General features: G+C 56.4%; 13 protein-coding genes. 10 read left to right on the forward strand and 3 right to left on the reverse strand.

Features of this window, described 5'->3' with window-relative positions; translation table 11 throughout:
• The first annotated feature begins 25 nt into the window (after positions 1 to 25).
• From lpdA to PuT2_RS09300, 3 genes are all read left to right on the forward strand, one after another.
• The gene (gene lpdA / locus PuT2_RS09290; protein WP_093970755.1) at positions 26 to 1,453 is read left to right on the forward strand and encodes a dihydrolipoyl dehydrogenase; all 1,428 of its coding nucleotides are present in this window, start codon (positions 26 to 28) and stop codon (positions 1,451 to 1,453) included.
• Between the two features lie 68 nt (positions 1,454 to 1,521).
• Positions 1,522 to 2,613, forward strand: a complete 1,092-nt coding sequence (zapE, locus tag PuT2_RS09295; RefSeq protein ID WP_093970756.1) for a cell division protein ZapE — start codon at positions 1,522 to 1,524, stop codon at positions 2,611 to 2,613.
• Positions 2,614 to 2,634: 21 nt separating this feature from the next.
• On the forward strand, positions 2,635 to 3,963 hold the full coding sequence (locus tag PuT2_RS09300) for a tryptophan--tRNA ligase (protein WP_093970757.1): 1,329 nt from the start codon (positions 2,635 to 2,637) through the stop codon (positions 3,961 to 3,963).
• 93 nt (positions 3,964 to 4,056) lie between these two features.
• Here the strand turns inward: PuT2_RS09300 and PuT2_RS09305 are convergent, their stop codons facing one another.
• The gene (locus PuT2_RS09305; protein WP_093970758.1) at positions 4,057 to 6,447 is read right to left on the reverse strand and encodes a Tex family protein; all 2,391 of its coding nucleotides are present in this window, start codon (positions 6,445 to 6,447) and stop codon (positions 4,057 to 4,059) included.
• A gap of 113 nt (positions 6,448 to 6,560) precedes the next feature.
• Here PuT2_RS09305 and PuT2_RS09310 point away from each other — a divergent pair, with 113 nt between their 5' ends.
• A complete protein-coding gene (locus PuT2_RS09310) occupies positions 6,561 to 8,576 on the forward strand; it encodes an ATP-dependent DNA helicase (RefSeq protein ID WP_093970759.1) in 2,016 nt (671 codons plus the stop codon).
• On the opposite strand, the gene PuT2_RS09315 is transcribed toward PuT2_RS09310, so the two are convergent.
• Positions 8,563 to 9,357: an outer membrane protein assembly factor BamD gene (locus PuT2_RS09315; RefSeq protein WP_093970840.1), complete on the reverse strand. Its 795-nt coding sequence runs from the start codon at positions 9,355 to 9,357 to the stop codon at positions 8,563 to 8,565. The two genes, PuT2_RS09310 and PuT2_RS09315, sit on opposite strands and share 14 nt — an antisense overlap.
• A gap of 107 nt (positions 9,358 to 9,464) precedes the next feature.
• On the opposite strand from PuT2_RS09315, the gene PuT2_RS09320 reads away from it, so the two are divergent.
• The 5 genes from PuT2_RS09320 to phaR all read left to right on the forward strand — a co-directional run bounded on the left by PuT2_RS09320 (position 9,465) and on the right by phaR (position 14,271).
• Positions 9,465 to 10,433 carry an RluA family pseudouridine synthase gene (locus PuT2_RS09320; protein ID WP_093970760.1) on the forward strand — a complete coding sequence of 323 codons (969 nt, stop codon included), beginning with the start codon at positions 9,465 to 9,467 and terminating at the stop codon, positions 10,431 to 10,433.
• Complete coding sequence (pgeF, locus tag PuT2_RS09325; protein WP_093970841.1) at positions 10,430 to 11,248, forward strand: peptidoglycan editing factor PgeF; 819 nt, start codon at positions 10,430 to 10,432, stop codon at positions 11,246 to 11,248. Before PuT2_RS09320 ends, pgeF begins: the two co-directional genes overlap by 4 nt.
• A 73-nt stretch (positions 11,249 to 11,321) precedes the next feature.
• Positions 11,322 to 12,920 (forward strand): class I poly(R)-hydroxyalkanoic acid synthase, encoded by a 1,599-nt coding sequence (gene phaC, locus PuT2_RS09330; protein ID WP_093970761.1) that lies wholly within the window; start codon positions 11,322 to 11,324, stop codon positions 12,918 to 12,920.
• 22 nt (positions 12,921 to 12,942) lie between these two features.
• Positions 12,943 to 13,680, forward strand: coding sequence for an acetoacetyl-CoA reductase (phbB, locus tag PuT2_RS09335; RefSeq protein WP_093970762.1), 738 nt, complete (start codon positions 12,943 to 12,945; stop codon positions 13,678 to 13,680).
• Positions 13,681 to 13,701: 21 nt separating this feature from the next.
• Complete coding sequence (gene phaR / locus PuT2_RS09340) at positions 13,702 to 14,271, forward strand: polyhydroxyalkanoate synthesis repressor PhaR (protein WP_093970763.1); 570 nt, start codon at positions 13,702 to 13,704, stop codon at positions 14,269 to 14,271.
• Positions 14,272 to 14,278: 7 nt separating this feature from the next.
• On the opposite strand, the gene PuT2_RS09345 is transcribed toward phaR, so the two are convergent.
• Entirely contained in the window at positions 14,279 to 15,397 is a 1,119-nt protein-coding gene (locus PuT2_RS09345) for a GNAT family N-acetyltransferase (RefSeq protein WP_093970764.1), read from the reverse strand.
• Positions 15,398 to 15,456: 59 nt separating this feature from the next.
• On the opposite strand from PuT2_RS09345, the gene PuT2_RS09350 reads away from it, so the two are divergent.
• On the forward strand, positions 15,457 to 16,671 hold the full coding sequence (locus PuT2_RS09350) for a GTP-binding protein (protein WP_093970765.1): 1,215 nt from the start codon (positions 15,457 to 15,459) through the stop codon (positions 16,669 to 16,671).
• The last annotated feature ends 91 nt before the right edge of the window (positions 16,672 to 16,762 follow it).

The following is a 16,762-nucleotide window of genomic DNA, read 5'->3' on the forward strand; positions in this document are numbered from 1 at the left end:
CGCAGAACAAATTACTGGAAATACAATGGCTAAAAATTTTGATGTCGTCGTAATCGGGGCCGGCCCCGGTGGGTATATCGCCGCAATTCGTGCGGCTCAACTGGGTATGTCGGTCGCATGTATCGACGCGGCTTCCAACGCCGATGGCAAGCCGGCGCCAGGTGGTACATGCACCAACGTCGGTTGCATTCCTTCAAAGGCGTTGTTGCAGTCTTCCGAGCACTTCGACCAGGTCAATCATCACTTCTCTGAGCATGGCATCGAAGTTAAAGGCGTTAGCCTCAAGCTCGACACCCTAATTGGTCGCAAAGACAACGTTGTTAAACAAAACAACGAAGGCATTTTGTACTTGTTCAAAAAGAACAAAGTGACGTTCTTCCATGGTACGGGTACGTTTTCGGCCTATGTTGACGGCGGCTGGTCCATCAAAGTGTCGGGTCAAACCGAAGAAGAGCTTATCGCCAAGCATGTCGTGGTTGCCACCGGTTCGGCACCCCGTCAGTTGCCCGGCCTCGATTTCGACGAGAAAAAAATCCTGTCCAACGATGGCGCCTTGCGCATTCCAGCCGTACCTAAAAAGTTGGGTGTGATTGGCGCTGGTGTTATCGGCCTTGAATTGGGTAGTGTCTGGCGTCGTCTGGGTGCTGAAGTTACCGTCCTCGAAGCTGCACCCGAGTTTCTGGCCGTTTGTGACCAACAGGTCGCCAAAGAGGCCCACAAAGTTTTCACCAAGCAGGGTTTGAATATTCAAACCGGCGTCAAAATCGGCGAAGTCAAAACGGCTGCCAAGTCGGTGACGGTACCCTACACTGACGCCGCTGGGGCAGAGCAGTCCATTACTGTCGATCACCTGATCGTGTCCATTGGCCGCGTGCCGCACACACAGGGCCTGGGCGTTGAAACAGTTGGCCTCAAGGTCGATGAGCGTGGTTTTGTCGTGGTTGACGATGACTGCCGCACCAACCTGCCTAACGTATGGGCAGTCGGTGACGTGGTTCGTGGCCCTATGCTTGCACACAAGGCCGAAGAAGAGGGCGTTGCCGTTGCTGAGCGTATCGCTGGTCAGCATGGTCACGTCAACTTTGGCACGATCCCCAGCGTTATCTACACCTCGCCCGAAATCGCGTGGGTTGGCAAAACCGAGCAGCAGCTCAAGACTGAAGGCGTTAACTATCGCGCCGGAAGCTTCCCGTTTTTGGCCAACGGCCGTGCACGGGCCTTGGGCGACACTACCGGCTTTGTCAAGATTCTTGCCGATGCCAAGTCAGACGAAGTCCTGGGTGTACACATTATTGGCCCCAGCGCGTCCGAGCTGATCGCAGAAGCCGTGACTATCATGGAGTTCCGTGGTGCTGCCGAAGACATCGCCCGCATCTGCCATGCTCACCCCACGTTGTCCGAGTCGGTTAAAGAAGCCGCTCTGGCTGTTGATAAGCGCTCGCTCAATTTCTGATCGGGCGGTTGTCGTTGGCAATTGCTGATTCAAAAAGGGGCTGCAATGCCCCTTTTTGTATTTAACCTATGAACGTTAAACAATATTACGAGCACGCACTGGCCGAGCGCGGCTACAAACCAGATCTGGCTCAGATCGAAGCCATCGACCGGCTGCAGCAGTTCTACGACGACTGGGTCGTATACAAGCAGGCGCGTTCGAGCACACTAAAAAAAATCTTTCGTCGGCCCGATATCCCTCGTGGGGTGTATATGTGGGGCGGAGTCGGCCGTGGTAAAAGTTTTTTAATGGATGCCTTTTACGCCACGGTGCCATTGAAACGAAAAGGGCGTCTGCACTTTCACGAATTCATGCGGGGCGTGCATCAGCAGCTCGATGAAGTCAAAGGCCAGCAAGATCCGCTCGACGAAGTCGCGCGGCGTATTGCCAAGCGGTATCGCCTGATCTGCTTCGACGAGTTTCACGTCTCGGACGTTGCCGACGCCATGATTCTGTATCGTTTGTTACTGAAGCTTTTCGAGCACGGCACGTCGTTTGTCATGACCTCAAACTACGAGCCCTCTACCTTGTACCCCGATGGGTTGCACCGCGACCGTATTTTGCCAGCCATCAAGCTGATTCAAGAGCGTATGGACATACTGAATGTCGATACGGGTACCGACTATCGTCGACGGGCGCTTGAGCAAGTGCGAGTGTATTTGTCGCCCATTAATGCCGATACACGTGCCGAGATCCAGGAGGCGTTTGATCGCTTGTCTGATACGGCGCCCATGAAGCCCGTGCTAACCGTCGAAAATCGCGAACTTAAGGCGGTGGCCTTAAGCGGTAGTGTCGTGTGGTTTGATTTTGCGACTTTGTGCGGCGGCCCGCGCTCGCAAAATGATTACCTCGATCTGGCCAGCCGTTTCCAGACAGTGGTTTTGTCTGACGTACCACGCATGACGGCCCGTCAGGCTTCGGAAGCCCGGCGTTTTACATGGCTGGTCGACGTTTTTTACGACCATAAAGTTAAACTGATCATGTCGGCCGAATGCGAACCTGAAGGCTTGTATACCGACGGCCCCATGGCCAACGAGTTTCACCGTACGGTTTCGCGTCTGCTCGAGATGCAATCGCGTGAGTATCTCGAATCCGAGCGCCGTGTTGCGGCGACCCTGTAATCCATCAAGAATAAATTCAACATGAAAACCCGAGTCCTGACCGGCATCACTACGACCGGTACCCCGCATCTGGGCAATTACGCCGGCGCTATTCGTCCGGCCATCGAAGCCAGTCGCCAACCCAATGTCGACGCCTATTTCTTCATGGCCGACTATCACGCGCTTATTAAATGCGAAGACCCTGCGCGGGTGGCACGTTCGCGCCTTGAAATCGCAGCTACCTGGTTGGCGGGCGGGCTTGATGTCGATAAGGTCACGTTCTATCGGCAGTCCGATATTCCCGAAATTCCTGAGCTTTGCTGGTTGTTGACCTGCGTTACGCCTAAGGGGTTGATGAACCGGGCGCATGCCTACAAAGCCTCTGTCGACCAGAACACGGCACGCAATATTGACCCTGACGATGGCGTAACCATGGGTCTGTTTTCTTATCCGGTACTCATGGCAGCCGACATCCTGATGTTCAACGCTCACAAAGTACCCGTGGGCCGTGATCAGGTTCAGCACCTTGAAATGGCTCGCGATATTGCTCAGCGGTTCAACCATTTGTATGGTCAGGGTAAAGAGTTTTTTGTCTTGCCCGAGGCTCAAGTCGACGATGAGGTCGCGACGTTGCCCGGCCTGGATGGCCGAAAAATGTCCAAAAGTTATGACAACACCATTCCGTTGTTCGAGGGCGGCAGTAAGGCCATGCGTCAGGCGGTTTCGCGTATCGTGACCGACTCGCGCCAGCCTGGCGAACCGAAAGACGCCGAAGCATCGCATGTCTACGCCCTGTATCGTGCTTTTGCCACACCGGCGCAAGCGACAGCGTTCAAGGCAGCACTCGAGGGTGGGCTTGCGTGGGGCGAAGCCAAAGAGGCCTTGTTTACTTTGCTTGATGGTATCGTCGCACCCATGCGTGATCGCTACGCACAGCTGATGGCCGATCCCCGACAAATCGAGGATATTTTGCAGGCGGGTGCAGCCAAGGCGCGTCGTGAGTCGGCCGAGCTCATGGGGGCTTTGCGTGAGGCTGTGGGTTTGCGTCAACCCAGTCAGGTTGCCGCAGCCTCAAAAGCCAAGCCCAAGGCCGGTAAGACCGCTCGTTTGGTCAGTTTCCGCGAGGGCGAACGGTTTCATTTCCGATTGTTGTCGGTCGATGGTGCCGAGCTCTTTTTATCTGAAGGGTTTGATAATCCCAAAACAGCAGGTCAGCTGATGTCCGAGCTCAAAACCCGGGCTTTGTCAGGCCTTGCCCAGGTCGAGAACGGTCAGGTGACGCTGGTTGTCGATAATCAGATTGTCTGCCGATTCCCCGAAAGTGAACTCGAGGCGGTCGAGCAGGCATTGGCGTCGCTCAAACAAGACTGACGCAGGGCAGACAGCTAGCTTTTAGCCAACAAAAAAACACCCCGCGGGCCTATGGTTGGCCGGCGGGGTGTTTTTGTTTGGAAGGTCGACGGCTTACTTCTTCAGCTTTGCGAAGGCGGCAGCCATGGCACCCAGACCATCTGCCGCGCCCGTTGCTTTGTCGCGGCGATCACCCGAGCTACGCTGATTACCACCGGCATTGCGGCCGCCCTGGGCTCGGCCGCCGCTGCTCGCGCTTGTCCGGCCCGATGGTGCATCATCGTTCAAGCGCATTGTCAGGCCAATGCGTTTGCGTTCGATGTCTACCTCCTGGACTTTGACTTTGACGGTCTGTCCGACACGTACGACATCGCGCGGGTCGCTGACGAAGCGATCGGCCAGTGCCGAAATATGCACCAGACCGTCTTGGTGGACGCCGATGTCAATAAAGGCACCGAAGTTGGCCACGTTGGTGACGACTCCCTCAAGAATCATGCCCGGTACCAGATCTTTCAATGTGTTCACGCCTTCTTTGAATTGGGCGGTTTTGAACTCCGGACGAGGGTCGCGCCCTGGCTTTTCAATTTCGGTAAAGATATCGCGTACGGTGGGTAGACCGAAGCGTTCGTCGGTAAATTCGGCAGGTGACAGCCCGTTAAGGGCGCCTTGACGTCCCATGACCTGTTTGGCGTCGGCCTGAATTTTCTCAAGAATACGTTTGACCACCGGGTAGGCCTCTGGGTGAACGGCAGAGGCATCTAGCGGGTTGTCGCCATTGGCAATACGCAAGAAGCCTGCGGCTTGCTCAAAGGCCTTGTCGCCGAAGCGGCTGACTTTCATCAGCATCTTGCGGTTCTGAAACGCGCCGTTCTCGTCACGCCAGGCCACAATGTTGCGGGCCAGGCTAGCATTCAGGCCCGATACCCGGCTCAGCAGCGGGGCGGATGCTGTATTGACATCTACACCCACGGCGTTCACACAGTCTTCAATGACGGCATCAAGCGATCGGGCCAGTTCGCGCTGGTTTACATCGTGCTGGTACTGGCCAACCCCAATAGCCTTGGGCTCGATTTTGACGAGCTCGGCCAATGGGTCTTGCAGGCGGCGCGCGATCGAAACGGCACCGCGCAAGCTGACGTCAAGGTCGGGAAATTCGTGAGCGGCAAGCTCCGAGGCCGAATACACCGAGGCGCCAGCCTCGGAGACGACGACGCGTGTCGCCTTGATGTCACTGAATTTTGCGGCCATGTCGGCAGCCAGTTTTTCTGTTTCGCGCGATGCCGTGCCATTGCCGATGGCAATGAGCTCAACTTTGTGTTTTAGTGCGAGCGCTGCCAATGTATTGATCGAACCCTCGTAGTCGCGCCGAGGTTCAAAGGGATAAATGGTGGCCGTGTCCAGCAGCTTGCCCGTGGGGTCGATAACCGCTACTTTGACCCCTGTTCGGATCCCCGGGTCCAGGCCCATCACGGCTTTTGGGCCAGCGGGTGCAGCCAGCAGTAAGTCTTTCAGGTTGGCGGCAAATACGCGTATGGCTTCTTCTTCGGCCTTCTCGCGTAGCTGATTGACCAATTCAGTTTCGAAGGTCGTCAGGAGCTTCACACGCCAAGTCCAGCGGCAGACTTCGCCCAGCCACTTCTCGCGAGGCTTTGCGTCGGCATCAAAGCGGGCACCCAGCGCAAGAAAAGCGGCGACCCGGCTCACGCACGGATGAGGCGTTTGTGTTTCAAGTTCAGGGGCCAAGCCGATACGAAGATCGAGTACGCCTTGTTGACGGCCGCGCAACAGAGCCAGGATGCGGTGTGATGGTAGTGTGCGCAAGGGTTCGTGAAAGTCGAACCAGTCTCGGAAATTGGCGCCCTCGGTTTCTTTGCCCTCAACAACTTTTGCATACAGCAGACCCGACTGCCAGAGATGATCGCGCATGTCGGCCAGCAAATCGGCGTTTTCGGCAAAGCGCTCGGCCAGAATGTCGCGTGCACCGTCGAGTGCGGCTTTTCCATCGTTAATATTTGCCTCGGCATTCAGGTAACTCTCTGCCAGTGCGGCCGGGTCGGCCGTGCGGTCAGCCAGAATGGCGTCGGCCAGCGGCTCAAGCCCGGCTTCGCGCGCAATTTGTGCGCGAGTGCGACGCTTGGGCTTGAAGGGAGCGTACAAGTCCTCGAGGCGCTGTTTGGTCGTCGCCGCCAAAATTTCGCCGGTCAGTTCGGGGGACAGTTTCCCCTGTTGCTCGATCGACTCGATCACGGCAGCGCGCCGGTCTTCGAGTTCGCGTACGTAGACAAGCCTTACCTCCAGGTTACGCAACACCGTGTCATCCAGACCGCCCGTGACTTCTTTCCGATAGCGGGCGATAAACGGGACGGTTGCGCCGCTGTCCAGCAGCTCAACGGTAGCGGCTACCTGTACCGGGCGCACGCCCAGTTCTTCGGCCAGCAAGGCAACGATGCGTTCAGGGGAATTGTTCAGCGCCACTTTGGGTGCTGCATTTGAGGTAACTGTCATGGGTAAGTCATCTGGTTTACATCATCAAGCGGGGCATTTTGCCACATCCAGGCCGAACAGGTCTTCGCGCGCGGTTATCATTCTGGTTTAGTCTGATGTGTCTGGAACGTCCCATGTTGCTGCAAGAGCTCGATGCCATTTTTGCCGAAGACGGCCCTATTGCGGCTGCGTTGCCGGGCTACCACGCCCGTCAGGCTCAGTTGGAGTTGGCGCGTGCTATCGATCAGGCGATCACCGACGGCAGTACGCTCATCGCCGAGGCCGGTACCGGCACAGGCAAAACCTGGGCGTATCTGGTGCCTGCTTTTTTAAGCGGGGTGAAGGTGCTCGTGTCGACCGGCACCCGAACTTTGCAAGACCAGTTGTTTCGGCGCGATTTGCCCCGGCTACGCAATGCGTTGGCCTTGCCTGTGACGACGGCCCTGCTTAAAGGTAGGGGTAATTATGTCTGCCACTACCACCTCGAACGTCTGCAAGGCGACGACCGCGCACTCAAGTCTCGTGCCGAAATCGGTCAGCTTCGTCATATTCAGGTGTTCGCACAGCAATCGCGTACCGGCGACAAGGCAGAACTGGCCGAGGTGCCTGAAGAGGCAGATATCTGGAATCGCGTTGTATCGACACGCGACAACTGCCTGGGCCAAGACTGCCCCAATGTGCGCGACTGTTTTGTGCTCAAAGCGCGTCGCGAGGCGCAGGAAGCCGATATCGTCGTGGTCAACCACGCCTTGTTCATGGCAGATCTGGCGCTTCGTGAAGAGGGGATCACCGATTTGTTGCCTGAAGTGCAACTGGTGGTGTTCGACGAGGCTCATCAGCTTCCCGATGTGGCCACGCGCTTTCTGGGCAGCAGTGTGTCTTCGCATCAGCTGATCGACCTGGCCCGTCAGGTCGAGGCCGCCGGGCTGGCTCACGCCCGCGAAGCCTGTAACTGGACAGAGCAAGGGCAGCGCATCGAGCACGCCGCTCGTGAGTTGCGTTTGGCGACTGCGGCGATAGACCGTTTACCTGGTAAAAAAGCGACTTTCGAAACTTTGCCTGATGCCGAGGCTTTCGACACTGCACTTGAACGTTTGATTGAAGTGCTTGACGATTGTGTGCAACGGCTGGGCATCGTGGCAGAAAAACACCCAGACCTTACTGCCGCCTCAAAAACATCGCTCGATTTGCGGGCGCGTCTATTCCGCTGGAGCCAGCCCGACAGGCAGGGCCGGAACGCACTGGCCGCTGCTGCTGCGGCCGACGGTGGCCCGGGGGCAGACGAAACGGCCGTTAGGTGGGTGGAGTCCAGTAGCCATGGCATGCGCCTGCATAGTGCCCCTTTGTCGGTAGCGCGTATTTTTTCGCGGTTTCGCCGGCCCGAGCAGGCCTGGGTCATGACCTCGGCCACTCTGTCCATCAATGGTGATTTTGGTTTTTTTCAACGGCAATTAGGCCTGCACGATGCGGTCACCGGCCGCTGGGAGTCACCGTTCGATTATTCGGCGCAGGGGGTTTTGTTTGTACCGTCTACGCTGCCTTTGCCTAACCACCCGCAGTTCAACGAAAAATTTGTTGACCTGCTGGTGCCGTTAATCAAAGTTGCGCAGGGTGGCGTACTGGTTTTGTGTACCACTTTGCGTGCGGTTGATCGTATTGCCGAGCTACTTGATGAACGGCTCGACGCCGCAGGTATTGATCGTCTGCTGTTAAAGCAGGGTGACACTTCAAGGCGGTTGCTGCTTGACCGGTTTCGTGACGCGCGTAATGCGGTGTTGGTCGGTAGCGCCAGCTTCTGGGAAGGGATCGATGTGCCTGGAGACGCGTTGACCCTGGTTGCGATCGACAAGCTGCCGTTTGCGCCGCCTGACGACCCAGTGCTTGAGGCACGTTTAAACGAAAGTCGTCGCCGTGGGGGTAACCCCTTCATGGAGTTCCAGTTGCCCGAGGCCGCCATTGCGCTTAAGCAGGGTGCTGGCCGATTGATTCGGTCGGAAGGGGACTGGGGGGTATTGATGGTAGCCGATACCCGTATTGTTGATAAACCCTACGGGAAGCTGCTTTGGCGGGGTTTGCCGCCGTTTTCACGCACCCGAGAAGTTGCTCAGGTGGTGAAATTTTTCAAGGCGAGGCAGGTTAGAACCAGTTGACGGGGTTCCACATACTGCCGCTGGCTTTGGCAAAACCCTGTTCGTAGTACTTGCTGTTGGGGAAGTTGCTGTCGAGTACGCGCTTGGTGTCGTCACGCAGCTCGGGCATATTCAGCTTGTCGTAGGCCATGACCATGATGTACAGCGCTTTTTCGGCGGCCGGGACGCCCTGAAATTCGGTAATGACGGTTTGTGCGCGATTGATGGCGGCCAAATAAGCGTAACGCTCGTAGTAGTACTGCGCCACAATGACTTCGTTTTCTGCCAAGGTGTTAACCAGCCAGGTCAGACGCTTTTTGGCGTCGGGCGTGTAACGGCTGTCGGGGTAGCGGGAAACGAGCTCGCTAAAGGCCTCGTAAGATTCACGCAAGCCCTTCGGATCGCGCTCGGCCGGGTCTTGGCGTGTAATGTTCGAAAACAGTGCGCTGGGCGGCGTAAACGTGACCAGGCCCTTCAGGTAGAGCATGTAGTCAGTACCTGGATGATTGGGGTATTGCTGCTGGAAACGGTCGATGGCTGCCAAGGCCTGCTCTGGCTCGTCGTCTTTCCAGTTGACATAGGCCAGGTCAATGAGGGCTTGTTGAGCGTAGCCGCCAAACGGATAGCGGGCCTCGAGTGCCTCGAGGCGCTGGCGGGCTTCGGGCCAGTTGGCATCGCTGATTTCGGTACGTGCTTCGCGGTAAAGACGATCAGCGCTCCAGCCTGCGGTGGGGTCGACATCGCCTTTGCTTAGCGCGCCGCAGCCTGCAACAACTGCAGCCACGAGAAAAACGCCGGCCAGACGGGCTACCCGGGAAGCCCCGGAGCAAAGTACAGAATTGAAGTTAACGCGAGTCACAAAAGCATCCTTGGTGTTAGCATTGCAGGCTGATTATATGATTTGTCGCCATGCCTGACACAGATATTACTAAAGAAAGTTCTTCGTGCACGCCAGACGATGAGCCCCTACTGTTCGAGCTACCACTTAAAACGATGCCCGAACGCCTGGATAAGGTCCTGGCCCGTCTCATGCCAGACCACTCCCGCAGTCGTTTGCAAGCCTGGATCGAATCAGGGCACGTCAAGGTAAATGGCCAAGCGGCGCGTGTGCGTCAAACGGTTGGCCCTGCTGACTGCATCGAAGTCTGGGAACAGGTCGCGCCAGAGCAACAGGCGTTCAGTCCTGAGCCTGTCGATTTTGATGTGGTGGCTCAAAGTCCGGACTGGGTCGTCGTTAACAAACCCGCCGGTCTCGTGACGCATCCGGGCGCCGGAAATTGGTCGGGTACCTTGCTCAATGGTTTGTTATACCGGTTCCCCGAACTGGCCATCGTACCGCGTGCTGGCATTGTGCACCGACTCGATAAAGATACATCGGGCCTGTTGGTCGTGGCCCGCCACGAAAAATCACAAACGCATCTCGTGCGTCAACTGCAAAGTCGCAGCGTTAGCCGGCAGTACACCGCTTTGGCACACGGCTGGGTGCGTCATGGCGGTACCGTCAATGTGCCCATTGGCCGCGATCCGCGTGTGCCCGTGCGCATGAGTGTCGAGAATCCCATTGCCCCGCGCGAGGCCATTACGCATTACGAACCGCTTCGCATCGGCACAACCGCCGAAGGTCAGCAGGTCAGCCAGGTCATTTGTCGGCTGGAAACGGGGCGAACCCACCAAATACGCGTTCATATGGCCAGTGTGTGTCATCCGCTTGTCGCCGACGTGCTGTATGGTGGCCGACTGATTGCCGGCGCTTCGCGCCAGATGTTGCATGCGCAGGCATTGAGTTTCGATGATTTTTCCAGTGGCGAGCGGGTTTCTTTCGAGGCGCCGTTGCCTGCCGATTTCGAACAGGTATTAGGGCATCTTGCGTGGCAATAACAACACAGTTGGGTTCGTTTCAGGTGGTTAGCGGCACCCCTTGGCGGGGTGTCAGGTACTTTTGTACGACCCGTTTAGGTGGGTACAGCGTACCTCCCTTCGACACGCTCAACTTTGCCGCCCATGTTGGCGACGACGCTGCTTCTGTTCAGGCGTGTCGTGAGGCGTTGGCAGCCCAAATCGGCGTTACGCCGGTCTGGCTTGATCAGGTGCACGGCACGACTGTTCACGATGCCGACGCCTCTGCATTTGCCCCGGGGGGCGCACCAAGCGGTCAAGCCTCATTGGTTGCGCCGGTTGCCGACGCAGCGATCACATCGTGCGAAGGTCGTGCACTGGCTATTCTGACGGCCGATTGTTTGCCAGTGGTTGTTGCCGACGAAGCGGGGCGGGCGGTGGCCGTTGCGCACGCCGGATGGCGCGGCTTGGCCGCGGGGGTGCTCGACAATACCGTTTTGGCCCTTCGGGCGCGTTTGCCTGACCAAGCTGTATTGCGGGCCTGGATCGGGCCCGCCATCGGCCAGTCGGCCTTCGAGGTCGGGCCAGACGTCTACGCCGCTTTTTGCGACAGTCAGCCCGAATGCGCCGTTTACTTTGCGCAGCGTCCTGGCACCGAAAGCGTTGGAGGTAAATGGCTGGCCGACCTTGCCGGTTTAGCCCGACACCGGTTGGCGGCACTTGGGGTGCGTTATATTGAACAGAGCAGTTGGTGTACGTATCGTCATCCCGAGCTTTTTTATTCGTATCGATTCAAACACCCCACCGGACGCATGGCAACGTTGGCCTGGCTTGATCCGGCTACCGACTTACCCTGATTGACAGTCAATCGCCAGGCCCGCAACATGAAGGTGTTCTGATGCAAATAGTCACACAAGGCAGGTTTACTTAATGAGCATTCCGTTTTCAGCTCAACAATTCAATGAAATCCAGGCGGAATTCTCCAAAAGCTGGCAAGAATTGCTCCACAAGGCCGAGCACGGCCAGCTAGAACTGCCCAAAGACAGGCGCTTCAGCGCTCAGGCCTGGGCCAGTCATCCAGCCTATTTGCTTATGGCGCATGCCTATCTGTTGTCAGGGCAGGCCATGCAAAAAATGGTCGATACGGCCGATGTCCCCGATGACACCCGCGAACGCTTGCGGTTCTCCGTCATGCAATGGCTCGATGCCATGGCGCCGTCCAATTTTCTGGCCACCAACCCCGATGCTCAGCACACCTTGCTGCAAACCAAGGGGTTGTCACTGGCTCAGGGCATTCAAAATTTTTTCACCGACCTCCAAAAAGGCCATTTGTCGCAAACCGACGAAAGCCATTTTTCGGTGGGCGAAAACCTGGCGATCACCGAAGGGCAGGTCGTCTTCGAAAACCCTCTTTTTCAGTTGATTCAATACACGCCCTTGACTGCGCAGGTTTATCGCACGCCGCTTCTGGTGGTGCCGCCATGCATCAACAAGTTTTATATCCTCGACCTCCAACCCGACAACTCCTTTGTTCGCCATGCTGTCGAGCAAGGGTTTACGGTGTTCATGGTGTCGTGGCGTAATCCGCAGCTTACGGATACTGACGGCATTTTGCAGGCGACCTGGGCCGATTACCTTCAAAGCGGCGTGTTACAGGCCATCAAGGTGGTTCAAGACATCAGCGGAGCCGCAAAAATCAATGCGCTGGGTTTTTGCGTGGGCGGCACATTGCTGGCCAGTGCCCTGGCTCTGGCCAAGGCCCGGGGCGAAGACCCAGTCAACAGTCTTACCTTGCTGACCACGCTGCTTAATTTCGAAGATACTGGTGTGCTCGACGTCTTTATCGACGAAGGTCATGTCAATGCGCGCGAGCATCAATTGGGGCAGGGCGGGTTGTTGTTTGCGCGCGAGCTGGCCACCACGTTTTCGTTCTTGCGGCCCAACGAGCTCGTCTGGAACTACGTCGTCAATAACTATCTCAAGGGTCAAAGTCCGCCTGCATTCGACTTGCTCTACTGGAATGCCGACGGCACGAATTTGCCCGGTCCGTTTTTTGCCTGGTATCTGCGCAATACCTACTTAGAGAATAATCTGGTTGTGCCTGGCAAAGTGGTTGTCGACGGCACGCCTGTCGACCTGGGGGCGATCGACACCCCTGCTTATGTGTACGGCTCCCGTGAAGATCACATCGTGCCCTGGAAGGCGGCTTATGCCAGTATGTCTTTGCTTCAGGGGCCCAGACAGTTTGTCATGGGGGCGTCTGGCCATATAGCGGGAGTGGTTAATCCGCCCGCAAAAAACAAGCGGTGTTATTGGGTTGGTCCTGATACAACCGGCAAAAAGGTGGTACCAGCCCGCGATTGGTTTGACGCAGCGCAAGAGCATCCGGGAAGCTGGTGGTTACATTGGTCCGATTGGCTGGCTGGCCACTCGGGCACGCGTCGCAAGGCCGTCAAACGCCTGGGCAATACTCGCTTCGTACCCACCGAAGCTGCCCCCGGGCGTTATGTGAAGGTCAAGGCGGTTTAAACAGAATTACAAGGAGAACTCCATGAGTGGAAAACTGGCATACGTGACTGGCGGCATGGGAGGGATCGGCACATCAATTTGCCAGCGTCTCGCCAAAGAGGGCTTTACCGTGGTAGCGGGTTGCGGGCCCAGCCGCGATCACACCAAATGGCTCGACGAGCAGGCTGCATTGGGCTACAAATTTCATGTGTCGGTGGGGAACGTCTCCGACTGGGATTCCACCGTCGAAGCCTTCGACAAGGTCAAGTCTGAACTTGGCAATATCGATGTGCTTGTCAACAATGCAGGTATCACGCGCGATGGCCTCTTCCGCAAAATGTCCCGCGACGACTGGCGTGCGGTTATGGACACCAACCTCAACAGTCTGTTCAATGTCACCAAGCAAGTCATCGAGGGCATGATCGAGAAAAACTGGGGACGTATCATCAATATCAGCTCAGTTAACGGGCAAAAGGGTCAGTTTGGTCAAACCAACTACTCTACCGCCAAGGCCGGTATTCATGGCTTTACCATGGCGCTTGCCCAAGAGGTCGCCAGCAAAGGGGTTACCGTAAACACGATATCGCCTGGTTATATTGGTACAGACATGGTCAAGGCCATGCGTGCCGATGTCCTTGAAAAGATTGTGGCTACGATTCCTGTGCGTCGATTGGGTACGCCCGAAGAAATCGGCGCCATGGTCGCCTGGATCGCTTCCGACGACGCCGGTTTTGCCACCGGTGCCGACTTTTCGCTTAACGGTGGTTTGCACATGGGGTAGTAATACCCATTACAAGCGCATATGACACAAACTAAAAACGCGTCCGGCCTGCGGTTGATCAAAAAGTATCCCAACCGCCGCCTCTACGATACCCAGACCAGTGCCTACATTACGTTGGTCGATGTCAAGCAACTGGTGCTCGATAACGAAAACTTTCAGGTGGTCGATGTAAAGTCAGGCGAAGATCTGACACGCAGCATTTTGTTGCAGATCATTCTTGAAGAGGAAACGGGTGGGGTGCCCATGTTTTCTGCGGCAGCACTGTCGCAGATCATTCGTTTTTATGGCAATGCCATGCAAGGCGTCATGGGCGCTTTTCTCGAAAAAAACATCCAGGCGTTTATCGACGTTCAAGAGCGGATGGCCGAGCAATCAAAAAATTTGTACGGGTCTGCGGTAGGGCCCGAGGCATGGACTCAGTTCATGAGTGTGCAAACCCCGGTCTTGCAAAGCATGATGAATAATTACATCGATCAAAGCAAAAATTTGTTCGTGCAAATGCAAGATCAAATGCAAGATCAGACCCGGTCTATTTTTTCAACTTTCCCGTTTGTGCCGCCCGCAGGCGGTGATGGGCCGCAAAAAAAATAAACCCGTCTTAACGGAACGGGCTGTGTTCGACCAGCGTATCCGCGTACTGGTCAACAGCTCGTGTTTCTTCATCTAGAAAATTTGCGATAGCTTGGGCAAACCTTGCGTCGCGCACCCAGTGTGCCGACCAGGTTTTTACGGGGAGCATGCCCCTGGAGAGCTTATGCTCGCCCTGAGCTCCGCCTTCAAAAATATTTATCTGGTGGGCAATGCAGTACTCAATGGCCTGCAAGTAACACGTTTCGAAGTGCAAACCTGAGATAAATTCGGTGGTGCCCCAGTAGCGGCCGTACAGCCGTTCCTCGCCAATAATGTTCAAGGCGCACGCCACAGGTGTTTCACCTCGGCGCGCCAGCACCAGCAGAAGCTGGTCGCCCATGGTGCGCCAGACCCGTTCAAAGAAGTCGGCATTCAGGTAGGGGGCATTGCCATGCTCATGGTACGTGCGTTCATAGCATCGGTAAAAAAAGGCCAGGTTGTCTGGGGTAATTGCTTCGCCGCGCAGCCATTCAAAGGTGACCCCGGCTGCTGCCACCTTCTTTCGGTCTTGTTTCAGTTTTTTGCGCTTTTGCTGGGTCATGTCGGCCAGAAAATCCTCGACAGTGCCGTAGTTATTGTTGTGCCAATGAAATTGCACCGTTTCCCGAAACATGAAGCCTGCCTTGCGCAGTGCGGCCTGGTCCGTCTCGTCGGGGAAAAGAATATGCAGTGATGACAAGGCATTTTGTTCGGCAAGTGATACGGCTGCCTGGGCTAACCGGATGCGGTCGTCGGACGATTTGGCCAGTAAACGGGGCCCCGGCACCGGAGAAAATGGGATGGCAGACAGCAGCTTGGGGTAATAGGGCAAGTTGTGCTGCATGAACGCCCGTGCCCAGGCATGGTCGAAGACATACTCTCCGCGCGAATGGTATTTGACGAAAAGAGGCATGGCGCCTGCTAATTGGTCATTTCGTTTTAATAACAGGTAGTGCGGATCCCAGCCTGTTTCAAGCGATGCGCAACCGCTGGCTTCAAGGGCATGTAAAAAAGCATGGCTAACCAGCGGATGACCGTTCGCCAGTGCGTTCCATTCTTCGGGGTCAATATCGTCTAAAGTACGAGCCAGCGAAAGTTCTGCAGTCAAGGTGTGCCACTTTGAGGTTTGGTGATGGGTAATGGCGTAAATTTTAGGGTAACTACGGCGTGACGTCTGAAATTCCGGTATTGGTGCTGACGGGCTTTTTGGGGGCAGGTAAAACAACCTTGCTTAATCGTCTTCTGGGCGGCACGCAGCCAAGTTCGGCGCCAGCGACGTCTGCGGATGCCGTCGCCCCTGCTGGCAGCGCGGTTCACGCCGGTACTTCCATCGACATCGGCATCGACGCCGCTTCTGACGACGGTGTGACTGATACGGTCACGTCGATCGACCCGGACCGGCTTGTGGTGCTGGTCAACGAGGTTGGGCAAATCGGACTCGATCATCAATTGGTTCGTCATGTCGATGATCGTCTCGTGATGCTTGAGTCAGGCTGCATTTGCTGCTCTGTGCGCGGTGGGTTGGTCACTGCGTTGCAAGATTTGTTCATGGCGGCGCTTCAGCGGCGCATTCGCCCATTCACGCATATTGTCATTGAAACCACAGGGATAGCCGATCCGGCAGCAATTCGTTATACCCTGGCTTTTGAGCGCTTTCTGGCCGATCGGTATCGTTATGCGGGTTGCGTGACGGTTGTCGACGCTGGCAATATACAAGCCCAGTTTGTGCAGCAGCCCGAGGTCGCACCCCAATTGGCGCAAGCCGATTGCCTGCTCATCAGCAAAGCCGACCAAGTTAATACGCAAGCGTTGGGTCTAACCCAGACTTGGCTGGATACGGTGTGTCCGCAGGTGCCCAGGCTGCTTGCCGGGCAGGTGACGTCGGTGGGGCAGTTATTCGACGTTGTGCAGGGTCAGGCGCGCCGTGTGCCAGCGTTGGGCGGGGCCGTTCGTCGTCATACGGCAGGACTTTTTGGGGTGCCCGGTCAGGGCTTGTTTACCTCATCAGGCTCACCGACGCCTGGCGCCGTGTTTCCGGATGCGCAAGTGGTGGGTGACTTTTCCCAGCCGGTGGGTAGGCATGCGGATCTTGATGTTGCGAGTTGGGAACTGTCGGGTACGGTTAAGCGAGCAGATTTTTCGCGTGCCCTGGATGCTGCCGTGGCCGATACAGGAGCGGGGCTGCTACGTTTTAAGGGTATTTTGTTTTTCGAGCCAGGCGGCTGGCAGGTGGTTCAGGTCGTACACAATACCGTTTACCCACCCCAGCCCTTAGAGGCCGGGCCGACTGACGCCCCTGGCGCTCAAGCAGTTGTGATTACTCGCGGCAGCCCAGCCGAAGATTTTTTCAAAAAACTGGAAGCTGGTTTGGCTAAAAGCTAAAAGCCGTTGTCCCTATTTGCTCAAGGTAAAGTACGGCCAAAGTGTGGCTGTACTTGGTCTGGCCATGTTGGCGCGTAAGGGGCAGGCAAAA

This window comes from Pusillimonas sp. T2 (assembly GCF_002236805.1).
Classification (GTDB): domain Bacteria; phylum Pseudomonadota; class Gammaproteobacteria; order Burkholderiales; family Burkholderiaceae_B; genus Neopusillimonas.